Raw genomic sequence first — 24417 nt, 5'->3', positions numbered from 1 at the left:
AGCAATAAATTTATAATTTCTAAATGGACTCGGACATAGTCAGGCTTTTGCTAGCCTTATTTCTTGTATTATTAAATGGCTTTTTCGTAGCCGCAGAATTTTCAATTGTTAAAGTTCGTTATTCACAAATCCAGTTAAAAGCAGCCGAAGGTAACTCTATGGCAAAGCAGGCAGAACACATCATCAAGCATCTTGATGAATATCTTTCTGCAACACAACTTGGGATTACTTTGGCATCTCTTGCCCTTGGTTGGGTGGGAGAAAGTGCTCTTCATCACGTAGTTGAAAGTATTTTCAGCTCTTTGAGTATTGATTTGACTCAAGCAACGATTACCACAATTTCGGTGGTGACAAGCTTTGTATTAATTACTGTTATGCATATTGTATTTGGTGAACTTATTCCTAAATCGATAGCGATCAGAAAATCAGAAGCAACTACAATGGCAACGGCAGTTCCATTGAGAGTTTTTTATACGGTCTTCAAACCGTTTATATGGTTGATGAATCTAATGTCGAATACATTTTTAAGATTAATAAAAATACATCCGGCTTCCGAACAGGAAATTCATTCGACAGAAGAACTTCAGCTATTGGTAAAACAAAGTGCTGACAGTGGAGAAATTGAGGAAGAAAACTATGAGATCATTAAAAATGCGTTTGATTTTACAGATCACTCGGCAAAACAGATCATGGTTCCCCGTCAGAACATCACATCGATTGATTTCGAAGAAGATATTAACGAAATCATCAATAAAATAATGGATAGCGGTTATTCCCGTATTCCGGTTTATGTTGATTCTATTGATAATGTGATTGGTATTTTATATACAAAAGAAATTATCCGGGAATTCGTCAGAAGAAAAGGAGAGATAAATCATGAGGATTTAAAAGAGTTAATGCGTGATGCCTTTTTTGTGGTTGGAAGCAAGAAAATTTCAGATCTATTAAAAATTTTCCAACAAAAGAAACAGCATTTGGCAATTGTAATTGATGAGTTTGGTGGTACGGAAGGTATTATCACTCTTGAAGATATTTTGGAAGAATTGGTAGGAGAAATTCAGGATGAAGAGGATGATGAAGAAAAAATTGTTGATAAAATAGGGCACAATACCTATTGGGTTCAGGCAACGCAGCCGCTGGATGAGATCAATGAGTTTTTACCTAAAAAATTAACTGTCTCAGAAGAAAGCGAGTACAATTCATTAGCAGGTTTCATTCTTCATGCTTTAGAAGATATTCCCGAAGAAAACCAGGAATTTGACCTTGAAAATTATCATTTTAAGATTTTAAAAATGAATAATAAAAGCGTAGAACTTGTAGAATTGGTTTACGACGAACCAAATATGATCAATGATCTTGCAGACAAAATAGGAGAAGTTTAATAAGTCTTAAACAATATTACAATGATTTTTTATAACAGTATAAAAGATTACGAAGATCCGAAGCGTCAGTATGAAGAAGAAGTTCTTGTTTTAGACGATACGGATGAAATTTACAAATTGGTATTACATAACGATGATATACATACCTTTGATTATGTGATTGATTCTTTAATAGAGATTTGTAAGCATACCTTAGAACAGGCCGAACAATGTACGATGTTGGTACACTACAAAGGCAAATGCACGGTAAAAACAGGCTCGATTGATATTCTGAAACCAATGCATGAAAAATTAATTTCAAGGCAATTAACAAGCGAAATAGTATAATTCAAAGCTCCGACAATAGTTGGAGCTTTTTATTTTTTAAACAGTTTTAGTTTTAATGTTTTTTTAATTTATGTTAATATTCCACTAATGTTTATTATATTAGCATCATTAACATCAAAAAAACAATAATCATGAAATTGAAAATTAATTCTTTGCTTCTTGGATGTGTATTGTCATGTTCTGCACTGATGGGGCAGGAATCATCTTTTGAAACACCCGCCAGAAGATGGATTACAGAAAATTCGAGAAATCTGGGTGTTCAGAATTTTAGCCGGTTTAAATTAAATTTTGTAAGAAAAGGAAGCTCAGGAGAAACATTACGTTTTCAGCAGATGATGAAAGATGTTCCTGTTTTCCAGTCTGAGCTTGTTGTTCATTTTAATAAAAATGGAGGGATATCTTATACTTCTACCGAAAGTTTTAAAAAAGATATAAAAGAGATTAGTGTAATTCCTTCGTTTGCCGCGTCTGATGCCCTTACAAAAGCTCACCAAGCTTCCCATACGAAAGGGAGAATTACCCGTGAAGATAATAAACTGTATGTATACCTTACAGATTCGGGAGACACAAAATTGGTTTATCGTGTTTTAACGAGTTCTTTCAAAAATCCCGGAAGTTGGGAGACAATCATAGATGCACAAACTGGTGAGGTAATAAGCGTTAAAGATGTGGCTTATTACTATAAAGAAAAAGAAAGAAACCCTGTTAATCAGGAAAAGAAATCAAATAAAAAGAATACTAAAGCTAAAAAGGTTTTAGTTTCAGGAAGTGGATATATTTTCAATCCGGATCCGCTTTCTAAAATGCAGGTTGCTTATGCAGGACAATATGTGGATAATAATGACGCCACGAATGCAAGTTTAGACGCTGCCAGAACGCTGGTTACAATTCCTGAGTTGGATTTAATAGCCGGGGTTTATAAGTTAAAAGGTTCCTATGCGGAGATCAAAGATCTTGAAACACCGTCAACTGGTCTTTTTACACAAGCAACCAATCAGTTTTTATTTAATAGAAACGATCAGGGATTTGAAGCTGTAAACGCTTACTGGCATATTGATAACAGCTTACGTTATATTAATGAAACATTGAGCATTGATTGCAAACCATTAACCAATGCAGGAATTTTATGGTTTGACCCTCACGGTTTGGATGGTGATGATAACTCTTATTATACCAACGGACAGCTTGTTTTTGGAGAAGGTGGAGTAGATGATGCTGAAGATGCCGATGTTGTTTTGCATGAATTGGGACACGGAATCCACGATTGGCTTACCAACGGAAGTTTATCCCAAGTTCAGGGATTAAGCGAAGGCTGTGGAGATTATTGGGCACAATCATATAGCAGAAGCCTTAATCAGTGGGTTACATCTGCGCCGGCTTACAACTGGATGTTCAGTTGGGACGGGCACAATGAATATTGGGCAGGGAGAATTACCAATTATACGGTTTTATATCCTGGTTCCGGAGCAATCCATACAAGAGGGCAGATTTGGGCATCCGCTCTTATGAGAATTTATGATAAAATAGGGAGAGCAAAGACTGATAGAGCATTTTTAGAAGGATTGAGCATGACTGATTCAGCTACAAACCAACAAAGCGCAGCTATCGCCGTAAGACAGGCTGCAATTGATATGTTGGGAACATTTGGATTTAATTGTTCAGATATTACCCAGATGACACAGGAATTTACAGCAGCAGGTTACGTTTTGCCAGCTTATACCTGTATTTTAGCTGTTGAGGAAACATCTAAAAAAGATATCGTCGCTGTTTATCCCAATCCTGTTTCTGATATTTTAAATATTTCCATGAAAATAAATAAAGAAGAAAAAGCAGAAATCTACAACATGGAAGGAAGAAAAGTGATGGAAACAACAATTGGAAACGGAAGAAATACAGTTAATGTCTCACATCTACAGCTTGGAGATTATATTTTAAGAATAAAAGGCTTGGAAATCTCTACAAAATTTATTAAAAAATAAAATTCAATTGAAATATTAAATCCGGTGTTTATGCATCGGATTTTTTCTTGAGAAATTCAGCTTTCATTATTTTATTTGCATTCAACTAAAATAGTATATTTGTAAAAACTATAAAGAAACAAAAAAGAATGCTTGTAATAGGAATTGCAGGAGGTACAGGATCCGGCAAAACTACGGTTGTTGATAAAATACTTCAACAGCTTGATATCGAAGGAATGAATATCCTTTCTCAGGATAATTATTATCATGATAATCATAATCTTACGCTTACAGAAAGAGAAGCTTTAAATTATGATCATCCAAAATCCATCGATTTTGATTTGCTGATACAGCATGTAAAAGCTTTAAAAAATAATGAGCCGATTGAACAGCCGATTTACAGCTTTGTAACACATGGACGAACCGGAGATCATGTAACTGTAGAACCTAGAAATGTATTGGTGGTAGAAGGAATTTTAGTTCTTACCAACAAAGAATTATTAAAAGAGTTTGACTTAAAAGTGTTTGTACATGCAGATTCCGATGAAAGATTGATCCGAAGAATCAGAAGAGATACTCAGGACAGAGGAAGGGATTTGGGAGAAGTTTTACACCGTTATCAGACGACTTTGAAACCGATGCATCAGGAATTTATCGAGCCTTCCAAAAATGAAGCGGATCTTATTATTCCCAACATGAGGCAGAATTCCGTAGCGATTGATTTTTTAACTACTGTTATTAAAAATTCGTTGAGAAAACATTAAAAATGAAAGAAAACAAACTTATTAAAGACATCCAGCCAAAGTCTGAAACTTTTAAAGTTATTCAAAAATATGTTTTGAATAAATACACCATTACGATCTGTATGTTTCTGGTCTGGATGATTTTCTTTGATAAAACTTCGTTTTTGGTAATTAATGAACTGAATGGTGAGATTAACAAATACGAAGAACAGCTTCAATATTATAAAACGGAATACGAAAAGAACGATACGTTTTATAAAAAATTGATGAATAATAAATCTGAAAAAGAAAAATACGCAAGAGAAAATTATTTTATGAAAAAACCGGATGAAGAGATTTTCATTCTGGTAGTTGACAGCACAAATGTTGATAAGAAATAACGTTCATAATTAATAACTCTAAAACTTCATAATTCTACACTGAATGTCAAATAATACATTTCCAAACTGGGAAAATTTAGTAAAAAAACAACTTAAAACCGAGGATATTTATTCCATTCTGAAAAAAGAAAATTTGGAAGGAATTGATGTAAAGCCTTTTTATAACTCGGTTCAGAAACCCTTGGTAAACCTGCCGAAAATTGAAGAAAGTACTCATTTGGTAGCAAGATATCATGAAAGTTTGGAAGAAGATGTTTTTGCATTTATTTTGGATCATAATGTAGAAAATCTGGAACAGAAGACAATTTTCGTTAATAATGTAGATTTAGCAGGACATATCAGTCCGAAAGAAGAAGATCAATATTTTTCGTTAATTGATGTTTTTGATGAAAAAGAAGCTCTAATTAATGATCAATTGGTGAAAGAGTTATTAGCAAAAGAATTTAAAAGAAATATTTGCGTAGATATTTCTCTTCATCAGAATGCCGGAGCTGCAATTTACCAGCAATTAGGAATTGCTTTGGCAAAAACTAAAGAACTGGTTGAACTTTATGGTTCTGAAATTTTAAATAAACTGATTTTCAAAATTGCTGTCGGAGGAAATTATTTCTTTGAAATGGCAAAATTAAGAGCTTTTAAAATAGTTTTCAATCAACTTTCAAAAGAATATAATTTAGACGAAATTCCATATATTTTTGCAGAAACTTCGTTAAGAAATAAAGCCATTTCTGATAGTGAAAATAACCTGATCCGTTCAACCTTAGAGCTTGCTTCTGCAATGATTGGAGGTGCTGATGCCGTTTTCAGTAATAATTACCTGGTTGACAGAAGTACGGAAAATTCAGAAGAAATTTCCTTCAAACAGCAGATCGTTTTGGCTTATGAAAGTATCATCAATGTCTTTGAAGATGCTTCAAACGGAAGCTATTATGTTGAAGATGTAACACAACAGATTGCAGAAAAATCCTGGGCCTTATTTGTAGAAATCGAAGAAAATGGCGGATATTTAGAGCTTTTAAAACAGGGAATTATTCAGAAAAAAATATACGACCATGCTGTTGAAGAACAAACATGGGTTGAGGAAGGAAAGATAAAGCTGATTGGGGTGAACTTATATCCAAAATTAGACGTTAAAAAGTCCGTTGAAGACCTTTATAACGAAAAAAAAATTAAACCCGTTCGTTGGGCAGAAATGTTTGAATAATGAAAGAAAAACTGGTTGATTTATTTGAATATACCTATCATTTCAACAAAGAAATGATTACAGTTATTTCCGAAAATTTTGAAAAAGTCGATGAAAAAACGATCAGTTTAATGAATCATACTTTAAATGCCCAACAGATTTGGAATTCTCGAATTTTAGGTGAAAAATCTTTTGAAGTTTGGCAAATCAATCCTTTTGAAAATTTGAATGAAATCAATCATCAAAACTTTCAGAAAAGTATTCAGATTATAGAAAATTTTGATTTAGATCAAAGAATTGAATATCAAAATTCAAGAGGAACAAAGTTTGAAAACAGTATTTTTGAAATGCTTTTTCAGGCAATGAATCATTCAACTTATCATAGAGGACAAATCAATTCTTTGTTGAAACAAAATGGTATTGATCCCCTATTGACGGATTATATTTTTTATAAAAGATAGTTTCAAATAAATTTGTAAAGATGCTTCGAGAGCCTCAGCATGACATTTCTAATACTAACTGATTTTATTTGCGGTTAATTTGTAGCGTTGTCGTGTTGAAACATGCTTCTAGAGTCATTGCAGTATGTCTAATATAACTGATTTTATTTGTAATAAATTTGTAGCGTTGTCGTGTTGAAACATGCTTGAGAGTCAGCGCAGCATTTCTAATACTAGCTGGTTTATTTGCGGTTAATTTGTAGCGTTGTCGTGTTGAAACATACTTCGAGAGTCATTGTAGCATGTCTAATATAACTGGTTTTATTTGTAGTAAATTTGTAGCGTTGTCATGCTGAGGCTCTCGAAGCATTTCGATAAGCGAACATTATGAGTAATTCAGGAAAATCTGTGGGAAATAAAATACTAAATAACGAAGTTCAACAATACATCAATGCAAATCTAAACACAGATCTGCACTCATTACTCTTAAAAAAATCCCCATTTCCAGAAGTTTCAATACAGGAAATCGTTCAGCAGATCAAAGGAAAGCAGGTGGCGCAGAAAAAGTTTCCGTTTTTGTTGAAAGAAGGAATCATTTTTCCACCACAATTAAATTTAGAACAATCTTCATCCGAAAAAACGGCACGTTATAAATCAGAAATTTTAAAAGGTAAAAAGTTTATTGATTTAACGAGCGGTTTCGGAATCGATGCCTATTATTTATCTAAAAATTTTAAAGAGATAACGCTTGTAGAACAAAATTCTGAGCTTTTAGAAATTGTTGAGCATAATTGGAATATTTTAGGAAAAAAAGCAACCTTCATCAATCAGAAACTGGAAGATTTTCTTAATGAAAATAAAAAAACTTTTGATGTAATTTACCTTGATCCGGCTCGAAGAGACAATAATAAAAATAAAGTCTTTTTGCTGGAAGACCTGTCGCCGAATATTATTGAAATTCAGGAAAAACTGCTTTCGATTTCTAATGAAGTTGCTATAAAACTATCGCCTTTAATCGATTTAAAATATTTGATTTCAGTGTTGCCGAGTATTGTCAGAATTGAAATTATTGCTGTTAAAAATGATGTAAAAGAAGTTGTTGCCTTCCTGCCAAATAAAAATTCGGACGGGATAATTTGCAATTGTGTCAATCTTGAAAGTGGGGAATCAGCATTCACATTCAATTTTGGAGAAGAAGAAAATGCTCATGCAGAATATTCTGAACCTGAAAAATTTATTTATATTCCAAATAATTCGATTTTAAAAGCCGGAATTTTTAATTTAATTTCAGAAAAATTTCAGTTAAAAAAGCTTCATCCGAATTCTCATTTTTATACTTCAGATGAAAAACTCAATGATTTCCCGGGAAGGATTTTTGAAATGGAAATTGTTGATGCTAAACATATTAAAAAGAAAAGTCAGTTTAATATTATTTCAAAAAATTATCCTTTAAAACCTGAAGAAATCAAGAAAAAATATGATTTAAAAGATGGTGGAGAAAACTATCTTATTTTTACACAATCCAAAAAAGGTAAAATAATATTAAAATCAGTATAAAAATGTTGCTGAAAAAAATAGGAATCCTTAATTTTGGGCAATCAAAAATTGAAACATGAAATCGCTTGCTGATAAAATAATCATAAAGGCTAAGATAATGCGATTCCATATGACCTTTAAAAAATAAATTTTGCATATGAAAAAATTAGTTATATGTTTAGCCCTTGCGACTGTTGCTGTAAGCTGTAAAAAAATTCAGGCTGGAGGAAATAAGAATACTTTGAAACTTGAAGAAGGGATCGAAAGATATTCTGATGATCCACAAGGCGGAGCAGAAGCTCATGGTCACGAAGCTGCGGCAGAACATAAAGAGGAAGCAACTGCCGAAAAGCATGGGGAAGAAGCTCCAAAAGCAGATAGCGCAAAAGCTGCTGTAAAACCGGCGGAAGAGCATACTCCAAAAGCTGAACACTAATTAATTAGTACAATATAAAGAATGTCTCACAGGAATGTGGGACATTTTTTGTTTTCTGTACGTTAGATTTAATCTTTAAAAAATTATAAATTGTTGTGAATTAAAATTGATAAATGTTTAATTATCAGTTAATAATAAACCTGAGGAAAATTATATGATTTTGTTTGTTCCTGCGGGGCAATTTTTTTACTTTTAACAAAATAAAATTTTACAATGCAAGAGACATTAAATTACATCAACGAAAACAAACAGCGTTTTGTGGATGAATTATTTGAATTATTGAGAATTCCTTCTATTTCTGCAGATCCTGCCTATAAAAACGACGTACTGAAATGTGCGGATGTTGTAGCAGAATACCTTAAAAATGCAGGTGCTGACAATGTAGAAATTTGCGAAACAAAGGGATATCCTATCGTTTATGGGGATAAAATTTTAGATAAAAACCTGCCGACGGTTTTGGTTTACGGGCATTATGATGTTCAGCCTGCAGATCCGTTAGAATTATGGACAAAACCACCTTTTGAACCATATATCGAGAAAACTGAACTTCATCCGGACGGAGCGATCTTTGCAAGAGGTTCTGCAGATGATAAAGGGCAATTCTTCATGCATTTAAAGGCTTTTGAAGCAATGATGAAGACCAATGCTCTTCCTTGTAATGTTAAATTTATTTTGGAAGGAGAAGAGGAAGTTGGTTCTGTAAGCTTAGGCGATTTTGTTAATGAAAATAAAGAGAAATTATCTTGCGACTGTATTTTAATTTCCGATACACATATTTATAGCAACGAACAACCGACTGTTACAACAGGTTTAAGAGGTTTGAGTTATGTAGAAGTTGAAATTGAAGGTCCAAACAGAGATTTACACTCCGGACTTTATGGTGGGGCAGTTCCGAACCCGATTCATGTGCTTTCAAGAATGATTGCTAAGTTAATCGATGAAAATGGTCATATCACAATCGACGGATTCTATGATAATGTAGAAGCTGTTTCTGATGCCGACAGAGCAGATATGAATAAATTGAAAGACAATCCTGAAGAGTTCAAAAAATCCATCGGATTAAGTGGAGTCGAAGGTGAAAAAGGCTACACAACACTGGAAAGAACATCTATTCGTCCTACTTTAGACTGCAACGGAATTTGGGGTGGTTACACAGGTGAAGGTGCAAAAACAGTGATTCCTTCTAAGGCTTCTGCTAAAATTTCAATGCGTTTAGTTCCTTATCAGACTCCACAAGAAATTACTGAGAAATTTACAAAATATTTTGAGAAAATTGCTCCGGATAACGTAAAAGTGAAAGTTACGCCACATCATGGAGGAATGCCTTATGTTTTACCAACCGATACAAAAGAATTCTTAGCTGCGAAACAGGCGATGGAAACGGCTTTCGGAAAAGAGGTTCTTCCTTACAGAGGAGGCGGAAGTATTCCGATTACGGCGATGTTTGAGCAGGTTTTAGGTGCTAAATCTGTCTTGATGGGCTTCGGATTAGATTCTGACGCGATCCACTCTCCTAATGAGCATTACGGATTGTTTAATTTCTATAAAGGAATTGAAAGTATTCCTTTGTTTTTTGAGAATTATTCGAAATAAATTTCTTCAGATAAAAATATTCAATATTTATTGATTTAATAATAAAATAGCACTTCAATTGAAGTGCTATTTGTTTTAACAAATATTTTTTTTATAATTGATAGATATTTTTTATATTTACATAGAATAAAAAAAATATTTATGAAGAAACTTTTATTTCCTTTAATCTTAGGATTTAGTTTGGCAAACGCTCAAACATTATTGACGGATAATTTGAATTCCTATACTGTTGGAAATGTTGGAACATCTACAACTGGTGCATCAGCAGGACAGGGAGGATGGTATACGACTGCAACATCGACTGATACTGGAGTTACCAATGCTTCATTTCAAATCGTAACAAATGATGCAACTCATGATAAAGTTGCAAAAATTATAGGTTCTGCAAGTACTTTAGGATCTCGGTATATTTCAAAATCTATTGCTTCCTTGTGGGCAACAAGAACTTCAGGAAATAATATTGTTCAGGTGGAGTTTGATATTTATACAGGTCCTGCAACAACTTCTAAAAATGCAACTAGATTTTACATCTATGATTCTACTTTAGCTAAAATCTTATCAGGTGTCTCACTAACTCAAGATACTAAAGTTATACAAGGTGTTGGCTACTATGATGCAACTTTATCAGGAGGTTCACTTGCTAATTATGGATTTTATTTAGGAGGAACAAGTACTGTACCTGCAGATCTTGTACTTACTGCAAGTACTTGGATTAGAGTTGGATTAGCATTTGACAAAACTACCGGAAATGTTTATTGGAAAGGTCCAGGGTTCAATGGCTATGTTACCGGAGCAGCGACAGGGACTGATCCTGCAGGTATTTATTTAATGGCATTTTCAGGAGGAACTGCAAATGCAGCATCATCGGATCATTTATTTGATAATATAACAGTAACTGCCGTAAGTGCTGTTAATCTGTTAGGCGTTAATGAAAGTGACAAAAAGTTGGAAAATGAATTTAAAATTTATCCCAATCCTGCAAAAGACGTTGTAACTATTGAAGGTAAAAATAAAATCATTTCAGTATATGCTTATGATCTTTCCGGAAAAAGAATAGATCTTTCTTTAAGTGGAAATAAAGTGAATGTTTCAACTTTACAAACAGGAAGTTATTTATTGGGCATTAAAACTGATGAAGGTTTTGTAACGAAAAAATTAATAAAAGAATAATAAAAATAATTTTGTTATTGAAGCTACTTCATTTAGGAAGTAGCTTTTTTTTGATAACTATTTGATTATATTTATTATGTAAACAATAAAATGTTAAAAATCTCAATGCAGATTATTACATTATCAATATAGAATCTAAAGGAAATAAAACTCCCCAAAATTCATCAAGAAATAATTTATCCTAAATAAATTTTAAAACGCTTTAGCCAAAAGTGTTTTATTACTCGTAAAAATTTAAACTGACAAATGTTGGTTAATAAAAACGTTCCAATTGGAGCGTTTTTATTATTTTTAAGACTTAATCATAGAAATATTATGTTAGAAAATAAAGTGGCTTATATAACAGGCGGAACGAAAGGTATCGGTTTCGGAATTGCAAAGATTCTGCTTGAAAACGGAGTTTCGGTAGCGTTTTCGGGGAGAAAAAGAGATGATGTGGAAAAGGCAGAGCAACAATTAAGACAAATTTCTGAAAATGTTTTAGGAATTGTTTCTGACGTAAGAAATCTTGAAAGTGAAGAAGAAGCTGTAAAATACACTGTAGAAAAATTCGGAAGACTGGATTTTGCAATTGCTAATGCAGGTTTAGGGATTTTTAAACCCGTAGACGAATTATCTGCAGCAGAATGGAATGATATGATTGAAACCAATTTAACGGGAGTTTTCTTTACATTAAAAGCTTCTGTAGAAGAATTAAAAAAGACAGAAGGTTATTATATCACGGTTTCAAGTCTTGCAGGTGCTAATTTCTTCGAAAACGGAACGGGTTACAATGCTTCAAAATTCGGTGTTGTTGGCTTTACACAGGCAGCAATGATTGATTTAAGGAAATATAATATCAAGACAACTGTAATTATGCCCGGTTCTGTTGCGACAAACTTCAACGGAAATACTCCGTCGGAAAAAGATGACTGGAAGATTCAGCCGGAAGATATGGGAAATCTGGTTTTGGATATTTTAAAAATGAATCCGAGAGTTTTACCGAGTAAGATTGAATTTAGGGCAACAAAACCAGCACGTTAAATACATCTAATGCGTTGAATAGTAAATTAATAAGTATTATGCATGCATAATATATTTTTTATTTATATTAGCGAAAATTAATTAAAACTAAATCTCTGTATAAATCCCCTAATTTTTATACGAATAGAGAAACAATAAATATAGTACACATGAAAATATTAGTTTGTATAAGTAGTGTTCCGGATACTACTTCCAAAATTAACTTTACAGCAGACAAATCTGCTTTCGACAAAAACGGAATTCAGTGGGTTATCAACCCGTTAGATGAATTCGCGTTGACAAAAGCGATTAAACTTCAGGAGTCTCAAGGTGCTACTGTAACGGTAATCAACGTTGGTGATGCTGCTACCGAGCCTGTTGTAAGAAAAGCATTGGCAATCGGTGCAAATGATGCAGTCAGAGTAAATTTGGATCCTAAAGACAGTTATTCTACAGCAAAAGAAATCGCTGCTGTTGCTCAAAACGGCGGTTACGACTTAATTCTTTGTGGTAAAGAATCTATCGATTACAACGGTGGTTCTGTTCCGGGAATGGTTGCTCAGTTATTGAATCAGCCTTTCGTAAATGCATCTGTAGGTTTAGATATAAATGGAAGCGAAGCAACTGCTGTAAGAGAAATTGAAGGAGGTAAAGAAACTATTTCTGTAAAATTACCGGCTGTAATTGCTGGTCAGAAAGGATTAGTGGATGAAAAAGATTTGATTATTCCAAACATGAGAGGAATTATGTCTGCAAGAACAAAACCTTTGCAGGTGGTAGAGCCAACTTCTTCTGAAGTGAAAGTTCAGGGAGTTTCTTACGACAGCGTGCCGCCAAGAGCTGCTGTGAAATTGGTTTCTCCTGATAATTTGGATGAATTGGTAAGATTACTTCACGAAGAAGCTAAAGTTATCTAAAAAGTGAATAGGTCTTAGGTAAAAGGTAATAGCTTAATGCTTCCTTCTTGAACCTAATTCCTCAAACCTAAACCCTACAACCTAAAAAATCAAAAAAATGGCAGTATTCGTATACGCAGAAAATATAAACGGAGTTTACAAAAAAGCGGCTTTCGAGGCAGTTGCTTATGCTAAAGCTATTGCAGATCAAGCTGGTGAAACAGTTACGGCAATCTCTGTAAACCCAACAGATTCTTCAGATTTATTATATAAATATGGAGCATCAAACGTTATCAATATCAAAGACGAAGGTCTTAAAAGTTTCTCGGCTAAAGCTTATGCTCAGGCTGTAAGTGAAGTAGCAAACGGAAATCTTATTGTTTTCCCTCACACTACCGATGCTTCTTCTATTGCTCCGATGTTGTCTATTATGAACGGACATTCTTTAATCACCAATGCTATTGCTGTACCGGAAAGCCTTTCTCCATTTCAGGTGAAAAGAAGATCTTTCTCAGGAAAAGGTTTTATGCATGCAAAAGCTGAAGGAGCGGGAGTAATCGTTACAGTTTCTCAGAATGCTTTCGGTGTTAAAGAAAATGCTGTATCTGGTTCAGAAGAAATAAAAAACTTATCTGTTGCCAATGAAGATACTAAAGTAATTTCTCACGAACAGAGTTCAGGGAAATTAGATCTTAAAGAAGCTGAGATTGTAGTTTCTGCAGGTAGAGGATTGAAAGGTCCTGAAAACTGGGGAATGGTAGAAGAATTGGCAAATGTTTTAGGTGCTGCTACAGCTTGTTCTAAACCGGTTTCAGACATCGGTTGGAGACCTCACACAGAACACGTAGGACAGACTGGTAAAGCAATTTCCCCAAATCTTTATATTGCGATCGGTATTTCAGGTGCAATTCAGCATTTGGCAGGAGTAAACTCTTCTAAAACTATCGTTGTAATCAATAGTGATGTTGAAGCGCCGTTCTTCAAATCGGCTGATTATGGTGTAGTAGGAGATGCTTTCCAAATTATCCCTGCATTAACGGAGAAAATTAAAGCTATCAAAGGATAAGAAAAGGTAACAGTGAATTTTAAAAATCTGACAAAGAAAGTTAATTCACGATTTACAAATTCTCATAATATAATAAAAGCTCGGCTTTCCGGGCTTTTATTTTTGTCTAAAATTAAATCCTACAATAAAAAATTAATTTATATTTGTAGTTATGGATTATAAACAGTTAATTATTCGCGGAATATCGTACAGCCAGACACAATCCGGGGCGTACGCGTTGTTATTGGAACATGAAGAAACACATATAAAATTACCTGTTGTTATAGGAAATTTCGAGGCACAATCCATTTCTCTTGGTCTGGAGAAAGACATTCATCCGCCTCGTCCTCTTACACACGATTTATTCACAAAATTTATAGTTTCTGCTAATTATGAATTAATCTCTGTAATCATTTATCAGATTGTAGACGGAGTTTTCTTCTCAAACATCAACTTTAAAAATAAAGCAAATGATGAAGAACTAATCCTCGATGCAAGAACTTCTGATGCAGTGGCAATGGCAGTAAGATTTGATGCTCCTATTTTTACGACTCAGCAAGTGTTGAACGAAGCAGGAATTCTTCTGGAACTGGAAGATGTTGCTAAAGAAGATGAATCGTTTTCTGAAACTATTCAGACAGAAGACAGTCTGAAATCTGTTTCTATGGAAGAACTTCAAAAATTATTGGAAGAAGCCGTAAAAGAAGAAGACTATGACACTGCCTTGGAGATTCAGGAAGAAATCAAGAGGAGAAAAAAGAAAATTGATTAAAAGAGATATTTTACACTAATTATGAATTTAAAATTACGACTTACCATCTTAAGTTTTCTGCAGTTCTTCGTTTGGGGAGCATGGCTGATTACGATGGCTAATTTTTGGTTCGGTACAAAACATTGGGATGGAGCGCAGTTTGGAGCTGTTTTCGGAACAATGGGGATTGCATCCATTTTTATGCCGACCATCACAGGAATTATTGCCGACCGTTGGGTAAATGCTGAACGAATTTTTTCGGTTTTACAAATCCTCTATGGTTTAGTTCTTTTCTTTTTACCACATACTGAAAATCCTAATTCTTTTTATTATGTAATGTTGGCTGCGATGTGCTTTTATATGCCGACAATCGCATTGGCAAACTCTATTTCTTACACTGTTTTAAAGAACAGTAATTTGGATGTTGTTAAAGATTTTCCACCGATTCGTGTTTGGGGAACCATTGGCTTTATTGTGGCAATGTGGGTTACTAATCTTACAGGAAATAAAGCTACAGAAGGGCAGTTTTATATTGGAGGAGTAGCCGCTATTATATTGGGAATCTATGCATTGACTTTACCTAAATGTCCGCCACAGAAATTAATAGATAAAAATGCTCCTTTATTTGAACAATTAGGTCTGAATGCATTTAAATTGTTCGGAAATTATAAAATGGCTTTGTTCTTTGGGTTTTCTATGCTTTTAGGAGCTGCATTGCAGTTAACAAACGCTTATGGAGATGTTTTTCTAAGTGAGTTTTCTCATTTTCCAAAATATGCAGATTCTTTTGTAGTTCAGAGATCAACGATTGTGATGTCAATTTCTCAGGTTTCTGAAACATTATTTATTTTGGCGATTCCTTTCTTTTTAAAGCGATACGGAATTAAAAAAGTAATGTTGATTTCAATGTTTGCATGGGTATTAAGATTCGGATTCTTTGCCTACGGAACTCCGGAAGGATATGGTGTATCACTAATCATTTTATCCTGTATTGTTTACGGGATGGCTTTCGATTTTTTCAATATTTCGGGGTCACTTTTCGTAGAAACTACCACAGACAAAAAGATCCGTTCTTCTGCCCAAGGATTATTTATGATGATGACGAATGGTTTCGGAGCTTATTTCGGGAGTAATATTGCAGGTTGGGCAATTGATAAATTTTTCACACACAAGTTTACAAATGCGACGGAGTTATCAGCTTACCTGGATACAACACCAAATAACCCCAGTTTTATTGAGATTCTGAAAAATACATTTAATTCAGCAATAAATACAGATGGTACTTTATCATCCGCAGTAATGCTGAGAGACTGGCAAAATATCTGGCTTGCTTTTGCAGCTTATGCTTTGATTTTGGCTGTTTTGTTTGCTGTTTTATTCAGACATAAGCACAATCCTGCAGAAATCTCAGAGATAAAACATTAATTTTATATCATTGATTTTTAATATATTAAATTGCATTTTCAAAAAAAGTGCAATTTTTTTTGTTTTTAAGGCAACCTTTTAAACAATCTTTCGTCTTATAAATAGAAACTGATAAATGAAGAACTTAGAAGAGAATTTTAAACTGGCAAAAAAGCAGGATCGGAGAGGGCAGAAAGCTCTTTACGAGATGTTTTCGGCGAAAATGCTTGCCATTGCAAATTCTTATGTCAATAATCTCCATGATGCGGAAGATATTTTAATGAATTCTTTTTTTACCTGTTTTTCAAAAATTGATGAATGCAGAGAATGGAAAAGTTTTCAGTTTTGGCTGAGGAAAATTGTGGTTAATAATTCGATTAATTTCATCAGGAAAAATAAAAATATTCTTTATACAGATGTTGAGGTAAATGAAATTGGAAATATAGAAGACGATTGGGAGGATGAAACAGAAGAGCTCAACATGGAGGAAATTTTTTCTAAAATGCCGGACGGATACAGACTGATCTTTAATCTTTATGTTTTTGAAGATAAAAAGCATTACGAAATTGCGGAAATTCTCAATATTTCTGAAGGCACAAGCAAAAGCCAGCTGAGCAAATCTAAGAAATGGATCGCAGATTTTTTAAAACAAAAGAAAGATGAAAAACAATATGTTAAATAAATTAAAGTCTGACTATGAAGAGCTTGAAATAAAGCCTTCATCGGAACTTTGGGACAAACTGGATCAAAAGTTGGACGAAACATCTGAAATTGTTTCGAAAACATCTTTTTTTTGGTGGAAATATGCAGCGGTTGTTTTATTGTTGATCTCGGTGGGAGGTTTTATTTATTTTAATTATAAAAACAGCTTTAACTATAAAACAACAGATTTTATTGTTAAAAAAGGCTTAGAAAATACAGTCAATCCAATAAATCCGGAATTTGAGAATCGAGCAGTTATTCCAAATATTGAAAAAATAGAAAGCAATGATGTAAAAGTTATTGTTGAAAATCAAAAAAATAGTTCTGAAAAAAGGTTAGTTCCAGAAATAGAACAGGAAATCATTCAACCTCAAATTTCAAAATTTAAAACATCTCAAATTGCAATCAAACAATCTGAAAATATTGAGATTAAGCCGATAAAAATTGAAAATAATACGCCACTTCCGATAATTGCAGAAGCCAAAAAAGTTAAATCAAGCTACATTAATTCCAATGAACTTCTTTTAGGGCGAGAATTTGATAAAACGCGCGAGAATCCGTATAAAAATGATGTGAAATTCGGAGTTTTTAATTTTGATAAGCCTAAAATAGATAATGTTACGGTTTTGGGAGTATCCGTATACGTTGATTCTAAATAAACCTTAAAATTTTTTAATCTTAAAATACTGTTCATAAAATGAACAGAGGTGAAATATTGTCTAATAATAATCTAAAATATATGAAAACAAAAATTGCTTTAATGACCGCCTTAATGGCTTTTTCTTACACCTTTGCACAGGAAAATCCACATGCAAATCCTTTAATGAAAAGCTATTCGAGAAAAATTGACAGCATTGTGATTTCAGAGAAAATAAAAATGAATAAGGAACTTGATGATATTGATAAAAATTTCAATAATAACAAGATTAATATTGATGAAAAACAAAAGCAAAGAGCCGAAATCGCTTCAAAATACGAACAGAGCATCAATGAAAAAGTTGATGCCCAAAAATCTGAACTGGAAGAGGCTACCAGAGAAATAGTAAAAGATGCCGTTTTGAAACCGAATGATTCTTCAAGAGGTGGTAAAAATCAAATAATGTTTGGATTGGGAGGAATCAAAGCACGTATGGATACGGAAAAGAAAACACCAAAAGATTTTCTTAATTCCTGGGAATACTCTCTTGCGCTTGTGGGGACGAGTTATGCTTCAAAAGATAATCCTTTCAAATTCTATGATAAAAGTTCTGATATAAAAAATGTAGTTTTCAACTCTTCCAGTTTTGTGATACGATATGAAAATCAGCTGGGCGGGTTCACAAGCCCTGTATTTTATCGTTTGGGAGTTGCTTACAGATGGGATCAGGTAAAACCGAAATACGGACAGGTTTTTACTCAGGATAATAATACATTGGCAATCAAAGATTTTACGAAAGGAAATCTGAAAGAAACTCATCTGGATAATCATTATATTTTTGTTCCGGTGGACTTCAGATTTGTTTTAAATCCTAAATATATTGAGTATGACGGAGTAAAATATCTGGATAATAGGAAAAGCCAGTTTAATATTATTGCAGGAGTTTATGGAGGTGCAAGAATCACAAGTAATATTTATAACAAATATTCTAATGAATTCAGCAACAGGATTGTAGAGAGAGAAAGACTGACGCATGGTGTAAATGATTTTGTGGTTGGTGGAAAGCTGGGAATAGGTTACGCAGGATTCAATATTTACATTCAGAAAGATTTTACACCAACATTTAATAATAATGCTAATCTGACTCACAAATATGGACTACAGATTGGTATAGAAATAATGAATGTTAATTTTTAAATCATCAATAATGTTTATTCTTTTTTGTAGATTATTAAATATTGTTTTGAAATTTTTATTATTAATAATTAGTTAATTGTAAATTACTATATTTAAAATACACTTATTCTAAGTGTATTTTTTTTTGTATTTTGGCACTTTAAGAATTATGAAAAATATTCAGTTATTAGGATTGTTATTAGTTGTAATAGGAAGCTTTCTGCCATTAGTTCACGTTCCCATTATAGGAAACTGGAATTACTGGAAGTTGGATTACTATTTAGCTGTTACATGTTGGGTTTTTTCTGCAGGAGCTCTTTTTGGGATTGTGAACAATAGTGTGAAAATGGTAAGAATTTTTGCGATTCTTCTAATCCTTTTATTTGGCTTCACTTTATTTGCTGTAAAAATGCAGTCTTTAGAATACTTTAGCTTTATGCCTTTTAAATCCTGGCAGGAAAAATTGGCGGGTATTGTAAAATTAAGATGGGGCTGGATCGTAGAATTTTTAGGAGCTTTTATCATCCTTTTAGCAAAAAATAAGAATAAATAAACACATATATGAACTTTTTAAAAGTATTTTCAGCAGCGGCATTATTTTTATGCATTTCCCAAATCGATGCACAGAAAAAAGAAATTACTAAGCCTAAAACAGAAACGGTAAAACAAAAACCATTAGATAATCCTGTAAAATGCAGCAATATCAAAGAAGGAACTTTTTTACGCATTAATTATCCCAAAAACCTTTGGTATATGACAGTGAAAGATAATGTTCAGACAGAATATTATAATGACGGAAAAGATTTCATAAAATCCAGCATGGTTTTTCTTGACGACTGTAATTATAAGGTTATTGTGCTGGAAAAATCAGAGAAAGACAATCCTGTAAAAGTAGGAGATGTTTATTCAAATAAAATATTTGCAAGTCAGGATAATTTTTTAAGAATTGAAAGTGTAATGAATGGTGAGAAATATGACCTGCCATTGCAAAAAATAATAGAAAACAAAAAATAGAAATAAAGTATATACACATGAAAGAAGTATTCATCGTTTCCGCAGTGAGAACTCCGATGGGAAGTTTTTTGGGAAGTTTATCAACGGTTCCTGCTACTAAGTTAGGATCTGTTGCTGTAAAAGGAGCATTAGACAAAATCGGTCTTGATCCGAAATCGGTTCAGGAAATTTACATGGGGAACGTTTTACAGGCTGGAGAAGGGCAGGCTCCGGCTCGTCAGGTTGCTTTAGGGGCGGGGCTTTCGAATGAAACGATTGCTACAACAATCAATAAAGTTTGTGCTTCAGGGATGAAGGCTGTAACGATGGCTGCACAGGCAATCAAAGCTGGTGATGCAGAGGTAATTGTTGCAGGAGGTATGGAAAACATGTCTTCAGTTCCTCATTATTATAATGCAAGAAATGCCACGAAATTAGGTGATGTTAAAATGCAGGACGGAATGCTTTTAGATGGTCTTACGGACGTTTACAACAAAGTTCATATGGGAGTTTGCGCAGAAAAATGTGCTGCAGATTATAGTATTTCAAGAGAAGAGCAGGATAATTTTGCCATCGGATCTTACAAAAAAGCTGCAAAAGCTTGGAGCGAAGGGAAATTCGCTGAAGAAATTGTTCCTGTATCAATTCCTCAGAGAAAAGGAGATCCTATCGTTTTTGCTGAAGATGAAGAATATAAAGCAGTAAATTTCGACAGAATTCCTACACTTCCTACAGTTTTCAAAAAAGAAGAAGGAACGGTAACAGCTGCAAATGCTTCCACTCTTAATGACGGAGCTTCTGCATTAATTCTTGTTTCAAAAGAAAAAATGGAAGAATTGGGTCTTAAGCCATTAGCAAGAATCGTTTCTTATGCTGATGCTGCTCAGGCACCGGAAGATTTTACAACTTCTCCTTCAAAAGCTTTACCAATTGCTCTTAAAAAAGCCGGTTTAGAGCTTACAGATATCGATTTCTTCGAATTCAACGAAGCTTTTTCTGTTGTAGGTTTAGCAAATAACAAAATCTTAGGATTAGATGCTTCTAAAGTAAACGTAAATGGTGGAGCAGTGGCTATAGGTCATCCACTTGGAAGTTCAGGCTCTAGAATTATCGTTACTTTGATCAATGTTTTAAAACAAAACAATGCAAAATACGGTGCTGCAGCTATCTGTAACGGTGGTGGTGGGGCTTCGGCGATTGTTATTGAGAATATATAATTAAATTTTAAGATTTAATATAAAATTGGGGTCATTCGGCTCCAATTTTTGTTTTTATAGAGTTTAATTTGAGATTAAAATATTTATCTTTAATTTAAAATTCACAACTATTCAATGTTTGATAATTTTAAAGATTATTTAGAAAATAAAATTACCCTTTCGGAGTATGAGCTTGACCTGATTAAGAGTTTCTTAATACTTAAAAAGCTTCGTAAACATCAGTATTTATTACAGGAAGGAGATGTTTGGAAATATAATGCTTTTATTTCTAGTGGTCTGTTGAAAACATTTTCGGTTGATCATAAAGGGCAGGAGCATATCATGAATTTCTCTCCCGAAAATCATTGGGCAGGTGACAGAGAAAGCCTTACAACAGGAACTCCTTCAGAATTTAATATCGTTGCATTAGAAAATTCGGAAATTGTTTTAATTGAAAAAGAAGATTTTGATATTATCTGTAAGCAGATTCCGCAATTTTATAGAATGGCAAATGAAATTCTTCACAGAAGTTTCCTTGCTTCCCAAAAAAGGATACACGCGAATATAAGTTTGTCGATCGAAGAAAAGTATCAGGATTTTATTCATAAATATCCATCAGTAATCAATCGTATTCCCCAACATATGATCGCTTCCTACCTCGGAATATCTGCAGAAACACTTAGCAGAATTAGGTCACAGTCTGCAAAAAAGTGAAAACCATTGACAATTATCAATAGTTTTTTCCGCTAAATATCAACGAATCTTAGTCGCTTATGTCAGTAATTTTGTCTCATTAATTAAACAAAAAATTTAAAAGAAATGAACAAAATAGTTTTCATTACAGGAACAAGTACAGGGTTTGGAAAATTAATGACAATTACACTTTCTAAAGCAGGTCACACAGTAATTGCAGGAATGCGCGGAACTTTAGGAAAAAATGTAGAGGTTGCCAAAGAACTTTCAGCACTCAAAAATGTTGAAGTTGTAGATATTGATATTACAGATGACGCTTCTGTTACCAATGCATTTGATAATGTTTTAGCTAAGCACGGTCGCGTTGATGTTTTGGTTAACAATGCAGGTTTGGCAGGATTTGGTTTAGTAGAAGCTTATTCTATAGATCAGATTAAAAAGTTTTTTGAAGTCAATTTTTATGGCGTAATTCGTACTTATCAGGCTGTTTTGCCAAGCATGAGAAAAGCAAAATCAGGATTAATCATTAATTTAACTTCTGGAGCAAGTGGACATTCAATGCCTTTTATGGGACCATATTTGGCCTCTAAATTTGGGGTTGAGGCAATTACGGAAGCTATTCAGGATGAATTGTCACAATTCAATATAGAAAATGTAACAATCCAGCCCGGAGTTTATCCTACAGAAATGAATTCGGGAAGTAAAGTAGGTATACAAGCTGATAAACCGGAAATCACAGAAGAATATAATCCTGTAGCTGCAGAGATGTTTAATGTAATCGGAGCAGGGCTATTTGGAAAGATGCAGGAGTTTGATATGAATCCTCAGGTAATTGCAGACGGTGTATTGAAACTTGTGAATATGGAGCAGGGAACACGACCTTTGCGTTATCCGCTTGATGCAATAGCGCAGGGTACAGATATTGAATTTATTAACGCCAGAGCAGAATTAAAGCAAAAATGGATGGAAAAATATACAGGATAATTGACTAAATTAAATCTTTTAAAAAAATAAGAAGTGATGCAGAAATGTGTCACTTTTTTGTTGATAAAAATATTTAGTTTTTCATAAAAAAGGATTTATATTTTCTCTTAAATTCTAATTAATAAAAAAAAGCACCGAATGTTCAATGGTTTTTATATTTTTGTGCTACTAATATTTATTTGAAATGTCTGAAATTGAGAATCAACAACCTCAAAACATAAAGAATAATCCAAAGATCATGAAAGCTTGGGCAGTGTATGACTGGGCAAACTCCGTTTATTCTTTGGTAATTACTTCTACTATTTTCCCGATTTATTATTCTATTCTTACCACGGCGTACGAAAAGAAAGAATATGTGGCGGCAACAAAATCCTGGATTGACGTTCCTGTGCGGCACATGATTAAGATCTTTGGTAAAGAATATCAGCCGGATGCGGTTTACGGATATTCATTAACGATCTCTTTCTTTATTGTCGTTTTATTATCACCTTTCCTGTCTTCTTTGGCAGATACAATTGGGAATAAAAAATCTTTCTTACAGTTTTTCTGTTATCTGGGAGCAACTTCTTGTATGGGATTGGCGATGTTTACAGGAATGCATAATGTCTTTTTAGGATTATTATTCAGTATTACCGCGAGTGTCGGTTTCTGGGGAAGTTTAGTATTTTACAATTCATTTTTACCGGATATTGCAACCAGGGATAAACAGGATGCACTTTCGGCGAAAGGATATGTTTACGGATATATCGGTTCTGTGGTTTTGGTGGTGATCTGTTTGATATTAATTCAGGTTGTAGGTAAAGGAAATCCTGAAAAACAGTTATTATTTACCAGAATTAGTTTCCTTTTGACAGGAGCTTGGTGGTTCGGATTTTCACAATATACTTTCAAACATCTTCCTCAGTTTGGTGATGTTAAGGAAAAACTTCCGAAAGATTTAGTATTATTAAACTATAAAAATATCTTCAAAAAACACGAAGAACAAGGTGGATTTTTTGAAGTTCTAAAAGATAATTTAAGCTTCTATAAAGATATTGCTAAAGAAAGTTTCCATGAATTATTTAAAGTAGGAAATGAATTATTTAAAGATCATAACCTGAAATTTTTCCTTTCAAGTTTCTTCTTTTACAGTGTCGGAATGCAGACTATTTTCCTGATGGCAACATTATTTGGGAAAAGCGAAATCAATCTGGCTCAGGATAAACTGATCGGAACGCTTTTGGTTATTCAGATCGAGGCAATTATCGGAGCGATTATTTTCTCAAAATTATCAAAAAGAATAGGGAACAAAAATGTAATTTCTATTGCCATTGTTCTTTGGATCGTAGCTTGTCTTTGGGCATATTTCTTAAACAAAGAAAATCCTACGGTTGAATATCAATTTTATGGAGTTGCAGCAGTTGTCGGACTTGTAATGGGAGGTCTTCAGGCGATGTCGAGATCTACTTACTCAAAGCTTTTACCGGAAAATTCTATGGAAAATACAACATTCTTTAGTTTTTATGATGTTTTGGAAAAGATTGCTATTATTATCGGAACATTCATTTTTGCAACATTGATTGAGCATTTCAATAATATGCGAATCGCGGCACTTTCGATGACTTTGTTCTTCGGGGTCGGGTTAATCTTAATTCGATTTGTGAAACTCGGAATACAGAAAGGTAAGAATTCTTAATAAAAACTCAAGGCGCTAAATTTTTTTAGCGCCTTTTTTTATTTTTTAATTAAATTGATATTATAAATTTTATAAGCTATAATTCTTTTTCATGTAATATTAATTTTTAAAATAT

Annotated in this window: 25 protein-coding genes; all 25 read left to right on the top strand. The window is 33.5% G+C overall.

What is annotated here, in order from left to right:
* Window positions 1-23 precede the first annotated feature (23 nt).
* The 25 genes from ABD745_RS20495 (at window position 24) to ABD745_RS20375 (ending at window position 24302) form a co-directional block, all read left to right on the top strand.
* Window positions 24-1382, top strand: coding sequence for a CNNM domain-containing protein (locus ABD745_RS20495; protein ID WP_047401870.1), 1359 nt, complete (start codon window positions 24-26; stop codon window positions 1380-1382).
* Between the two features lie 21 nt (window positions 1383-1403).
* Window positions 1404-1709 (top strand): ATP-dependent Clp protease adaptor ClpS, encoded by a 306-nt coding sequence (locus ABD745_RS20490; protein ID WP_344834602.1) that lies wholly within the window; start codon window positions 1404-1406, stop codon window positions 1707-1709.
* A gap of 131 nt (window positions 1710-1840) precedes the next feature.
* On the top strand, window positions 1841-3688 hold the full coding sequence (locus tag ABD745_RS20485) for a T9SS type A sorting domain-containing protein (RefSeq protein ID WP_344834599.1): 1848 nt from the start codon (window positions 1841-1843) through the stop codon (window positions 3686-3688).
* A 128-nt stretch (window positions 3689-3816) separates the two neighbouring features.
* Entirely contained in the window at window positions 3817-4431 is a 615-nt protein-coding gene (udk, locus tag ABD745_RS20480) for a uridine kinase (protein ID WP_267402912.1), read from the top strand.
* 2 nt (window positions 4432-4433) lie between these two features.
* The gene (locus tag ABD745_RS20475; RefSeq protein ID WP_344834594.1) at window positions 4434-4790 is read left to right on the top strand and encodes an FtsB family cell division protein; all 357 of its coding nucleotides are present in this window, start codon (window positions 4434-4436) and stop codon (window positions 4788-4790) included.
* Window positions 4791-4833: 43 nt separating this feature from the next.
* Window positions 4834-5994 (top strand): methylmalonyl-CoA mutase family protein, encoded by a 1161-nt coding sequence (locus ABD745_RS20470; protein WP_344834592.1) that lies wholly within the window; start codon window positions 4834-4836, stop codon window positions 5992-5994.
* The gene (locus ABD745_RS20465) at window positions 5994-6434 is read left to right on the top strand and encodes a DinB family protein (protein ID WP_344834590.1); all 441 of its coding nucleotides are present in this window, start codon (window positions 5994-5996) and stop codon (window positions 6432-6434) included. The genes ABD745_RS20470 and ABD745_RS20465 overlap by 1 nt, the downstream gene beginning before the upstream one ends.
* Before the next feature lie 366 nt (window positions 6435-6800).
* Entirely contained in the window at window positions 6801-7970 is a 1170-nt protein-coding gene (locus ABD745_RS20460) for a class I SAM-dependent methyltransferase (RefSeq protein WP_344834587.1), read from the top strand.
* A 136-nt stretch (window positions 7971-8106) separates the two neighbouring features.
* Window positions 8107-8385: a hypothetical protein gene (locus tag ABD745_RS20455; RefSeq protein WP_047401876.1), complete on the top strand. Its 279-nt coding sequence runs from the start codon at window positions 8107-8109 to the stop codon at window positions 8383-8385.
* Between the two features lie 213 nt (window positions 8386-8598).
* Window positions 8599-9978, top strand: a complete 1380-nt coding sequence (locus ABD745_RS20450) for a dipeptidase (RefSeq protein WP_344834585.1) — start codon at window positions 8599-8601, stop codon at window positions 9976-9978.
* A gap of 141 nt (window positions 9979-10119) precedes the next feature.
* Window positions 10120-11148, top strand: a complete 1029-nt coding sequence (locus tag ABD745_RS20445; RefSeq protein ID WP_344834584.1) for a T9SS type A sorting domain-containing protein — start codon at window positions 10120-10122, stop codon at window positions 11146-11148.
* 315 nt (window positions 11149-11463) lie between these two features.
* Window positions 11464-12171, top strand: a complete 708-nt coding sequence (locus ABD745_RS20440; protein WP_344834582.1) for an SDR family oxidoreductase — start codon at window positions 11464-11466, stop codon at window positions 12169-12171.
* A gap of 149 nt (window positions 12172-12320) precedes the next feature.
* Window positions 12321-13067, top strand: coding sequence for an electron transfer flavoprotein subunit beta/FixA family protein (locus tag ABD745_RS20435; RefSeq protein ID WP_344834580.1), 747 nt, complete (start codon window positions 12321-12323; stop codon window positions 13065-13067).
* A gap of 97 nt (window positions 13068-13164) precedes the next feature.
* Window positions 13165-14112 carry an electron transfer flavoprotein subunit alpha/FixB family protein gene (locus ABD745_RS20430; protein ID WP_344834578.1) on the top strand — a complete coding sequence of 316 codons (948 nt, stop codon included), beginning with the start codon at window positions 13165-13167 and terminating at the stop codon, window positions 14110-14112.
* A 151-nt stretch (window positions 14113-14263) separates the two neighbouring features.
* Window positions 14264-14863: a bifunctional nuclease family protein gene (locus ABD745_RS20425; RefSeq protein ID WP_344834576.1), complete on the top strand. Its 600-nt coding sequence runs from the start codon at window positions 14264-14266 to the stop codon at window positions 14861-14863.
* A gap of 21 nt (window positions 14864-14884) precedes the next feature.
* Entirely contained in the window at window positions 14885-16267 is a 1383-nt protein-coding gene (locus tag ABD745_RS20420; RefSeq protein ID WP_344834573.1) for a nucleoside permease, read from the top strand.
* Window positions 16268-16382: 115 nt separating this feature from the next.
* Complete coding sequence (locus ABD745_RS20415; RefSeq protein ID WP_344834570.1) at window positions 16383-16928, top strand: RNA polymerase sigma factor; 546 nt, start codon at window positions 16383-16385, stop codon at window positions 16926-16928.
* On the top strand, window positions 16906-17607 hold the full coding sequence (locus ABD745_RS20410) for a hypothetical protein (protein WP_344834567.1): 702 nt from the start codon (window positions 16906-16908) through the stop codon (window positions 17605-17607). Before ABD745_RS20415 ends, ABD745_RS20410 begins: the two co-directional genes overlap by 23 nt.
* 80 nt (window positions 17608-17687) lie before the next feature.
* Window positions 17688-18782, top strand: a complete 1095-nt coding sequence (locus ABD745_RS20405; protein ID WP_344834565.1) for a hypothetical protein — start codon at window positions 17688-17690, stop codon at window positions 18780-18782.
* A 148-nt stretch (window positions 18783-18930) separates the two neighbouring features.
* A complete protein-coding gene (locus ABD745_RS20400; RefSeq protein WP_344834563.1) occupies window positions 18931-19314 on the top strand; it encodes a hypothetical protein in 384 nt (127 codons plus the stop codon).
* 8 nt (window positions 19315-19322) lie between these two features.
* Entirely contained in the window at window positions 19323-19775 is a 453-nt protein-coding gene (locus ABD745_RS20395) for a hypothetical protein (RefSeq protein ID WP_344834560.1), read from the top strand.
* 17 nt (window positions 19776-19792) lie between these two features.
* Window positions 19793-20971 carry an acetyl-CoA C-acyltransferase gene (locus tag ABD745_RS20390; protein ID WP_344834557.1) on the top strand — a complete coding sequence of 393 codons (1179 nt, stop codon included), beginning with the start codon at window positions 19793-19795 and terminating at the stop codon, window positions 20969-20971.
* A 114-nt stretch (window positions 20972-21085) separates the two neighbouring features.
* The gene (locus ABD745_RS20385) at window positions 21086-21664 is read left to right on the top strand and encodes a Crp/Fnr family transcriptional regulator (RefSeq protein WP_344834554.1); all 579 of its coding nucleotides are present in this window, start codon (window positions 21086-21088) and stop codon (window positions 21662-21664) included.
* A gap of 105 nt (window positions 21665-21769) precedes the next feature.
* Entirely contained in the window at window positions 21770-22627 is an 858-nt protein-coding gene (locus ABD745_RS20380; protein ID WP_344834551.1) for an SDR family oxidoreductase, read from the top strand.
* 184 nt (window positions 22628-22811) lie between these two features.
* Window positions 22812-24302 (top strand): MFS transporter, encoded by a 1491-nt coding sequence (locus ABD745_RS20375; RefSeq protein ID WP_344834549.1) that lies wholly within the window; start codon window positions 22812-22814, stop codon window positions 24300-24302.
* Window positions 24303-24417: the final 115 nt, after the last annotated feature.

It is taken from the genome of Chryseobacterium ginsenosidimutans (genome assembly GCF_039536845.1).
GTDB lineage: Bacteria > Bacteroidota > Bacteroidia > Flavobacteriales > Weeksellaceae > Chryseobacterium > Chryseobacterium ginsenosidimutans_B.
This window is presented reverse-complemented; position numbering and strand designations above follow the sequence as displayed.

Coding starts and splice junctions, on each gene's coding strand:
- ABD745_RS20495 (WP_047401870.1), top strand. CDS start 24: ATGGACTCGGACATAGTCAGGCTTTTGCTAGCCTTATTTCTTGTATTA.
- ABD745_RS20490 (WP_344834602.1), top strand. CDS start 1,404: ATGATTTTTTATAACAGTATAAAAGATTACGAAGATCCGAAGCGTCAG.
- ABD745_RS20485 (WP_344834599.1), top strand. CDS start 1,841: ATGAAATTGAAAATTAATTCTTTGCTTCTTGGATGTGTATTGTCATGT.
- udk (WP_267402912.1), top strand. CDS start 3,817: ATGCTTGTAATAGGAATTGCAGGAGGTACAGGATCCGGCAAAACTACG.
- ABD745_RS20475 (WP_344834594.1), top strand. CDS start 4,434: ATGAAAGAAAACAAACTTATTAAAGACATCCAGCCAAAGTCTGAAACT.
- ABD745_RS20470 (WP_344834592.1), top strand. CDS start 4,834: ATGTCAAATAATACATTTCCAAACTGGGAAAATTTAGTAAAAAAACAA.
- ABD745_RS20465 (WP_344834590.1), top strand. CDS start 5,994: ATGAAAGAAAAACTGGTTGATTTATTTGAATATACCTATCATTTCAAC.
- ABD745_RS20460 (WP_344834587.1), top strand. CDS start 6,801: ATGAGTAATTCAGGAAAATCTGTGGGAAATAAAATACTAAATAACGAA.
- ABD745_RS20455 (WP_047401876.1), top strand. CDS start 8,107: ATGAAAAAATTAGTTATATGTTTAGCCCTTGCGACTGTTGCTGTAAGC.
- ABD745_RS20450 (WP_344834585.1), top strand. CDS start 8,599: ATGCAAGAGACATTAAATTACATCAACGAAAACAAACAGCGTTTTGTG.
- ABD745_RS20445 (WP_344834584.1), top strand. CDS start 10,120: ATGAAGAAACTTTTATTTCCTTTAATCTTAGGATTTAGTTTGGCAAAC.
- ABD745_RS20440 (WP_344834582.1), top strand. CDS start 11,464: ATGTTAGAAAATAAAGTGGCTTATATAACAGGCGGAACGAAAGGTATC.
- ABD745_RS20435 (WP_344834580.1), top strand. CDS start 12,321: ATGAAAATATTAGTTTGTATAAGTAGTGTTCCGGATACTACTTCCAAA.
- ABD745_RS20430 (WP_344834578.1), top strand. CDS start 13,165: ATGGCAGTATTCGTATACGCAGAAAATATAAACGGAGTTTACAAAAAA.
- ABD745_RS20425 (WP_344834576.1), top strand. CDS start 14,264: ATGGATTATAAACAGTTAATTATTCGCGGAATATCGTACAGCCAGACA.
- ABD745_RS20420 (WP_344834573.1), top strand. CDS start 14,885: ATGAATTTAAAATTACGACTTACCATCTTAAGTTTTCTGCAGTTCTTC.
- ABD745_RS20415 (WP_344834570.1), top strand. CDS start 16,383: ATGAAGAACTTAGAAGAGAATTTTAAACTGGCAAAAAAGCAGGATCGG.
- ABD745_RS20410 (WP_344834567.1), top strand. CDS start 16,906: ATGAAAAACAATATGTTAAATAAATTAAAGTCTGACTATGAAGAGCTT.
- ABD745_RS20405 (WP_344834565.1), top strand. CDS start 17,688: ATGAAAACAAAAATTGCTTTAATGACCGCCTTAATGGCTTTTTCTTAC.
- ABD745_RS20400 (WP_344834563.1), top strand. CDS start 18,931: ATGAAAAATATTCAGTTATTAGGATTGTTATTAGTTGTAATAGGAAGC.
- ABD745_RS20395 (WP_344834560.1), top strand. CDS start 19,323: ATGAACTTTTTAAAAGTATTTTCAGCAGCGGCATTATTTTTATGCATT.
- ABD745_RS20390 (WP_344834557.1), top strand. CDS start 19,793: ATGAAAGAAGTATTCATCGTTTCCGCAGTGAGAACTCCGATGGGAAGT.
- ABD745_RS20385 (WP_344834554.1), top strand. CDS start 21,086: ATGTTTGATAATTTTAAAGATTATTTAGAAAATAAAATTACCCTTTCG.
- ABD745_RS20380 (WP_344834551.1), top strand. CDS start 21,770: ATGAACAAAATAGTTTTCATTACAGGAACAAGTACAGGGTTTGGAAAA.
- ABD745_RS20375 (WP_344834549.1), top strand. CDS start 22,812: ATGTCTGAAATTGAGAATCAACAACCTCAAAACATAAAGAATAATCCA.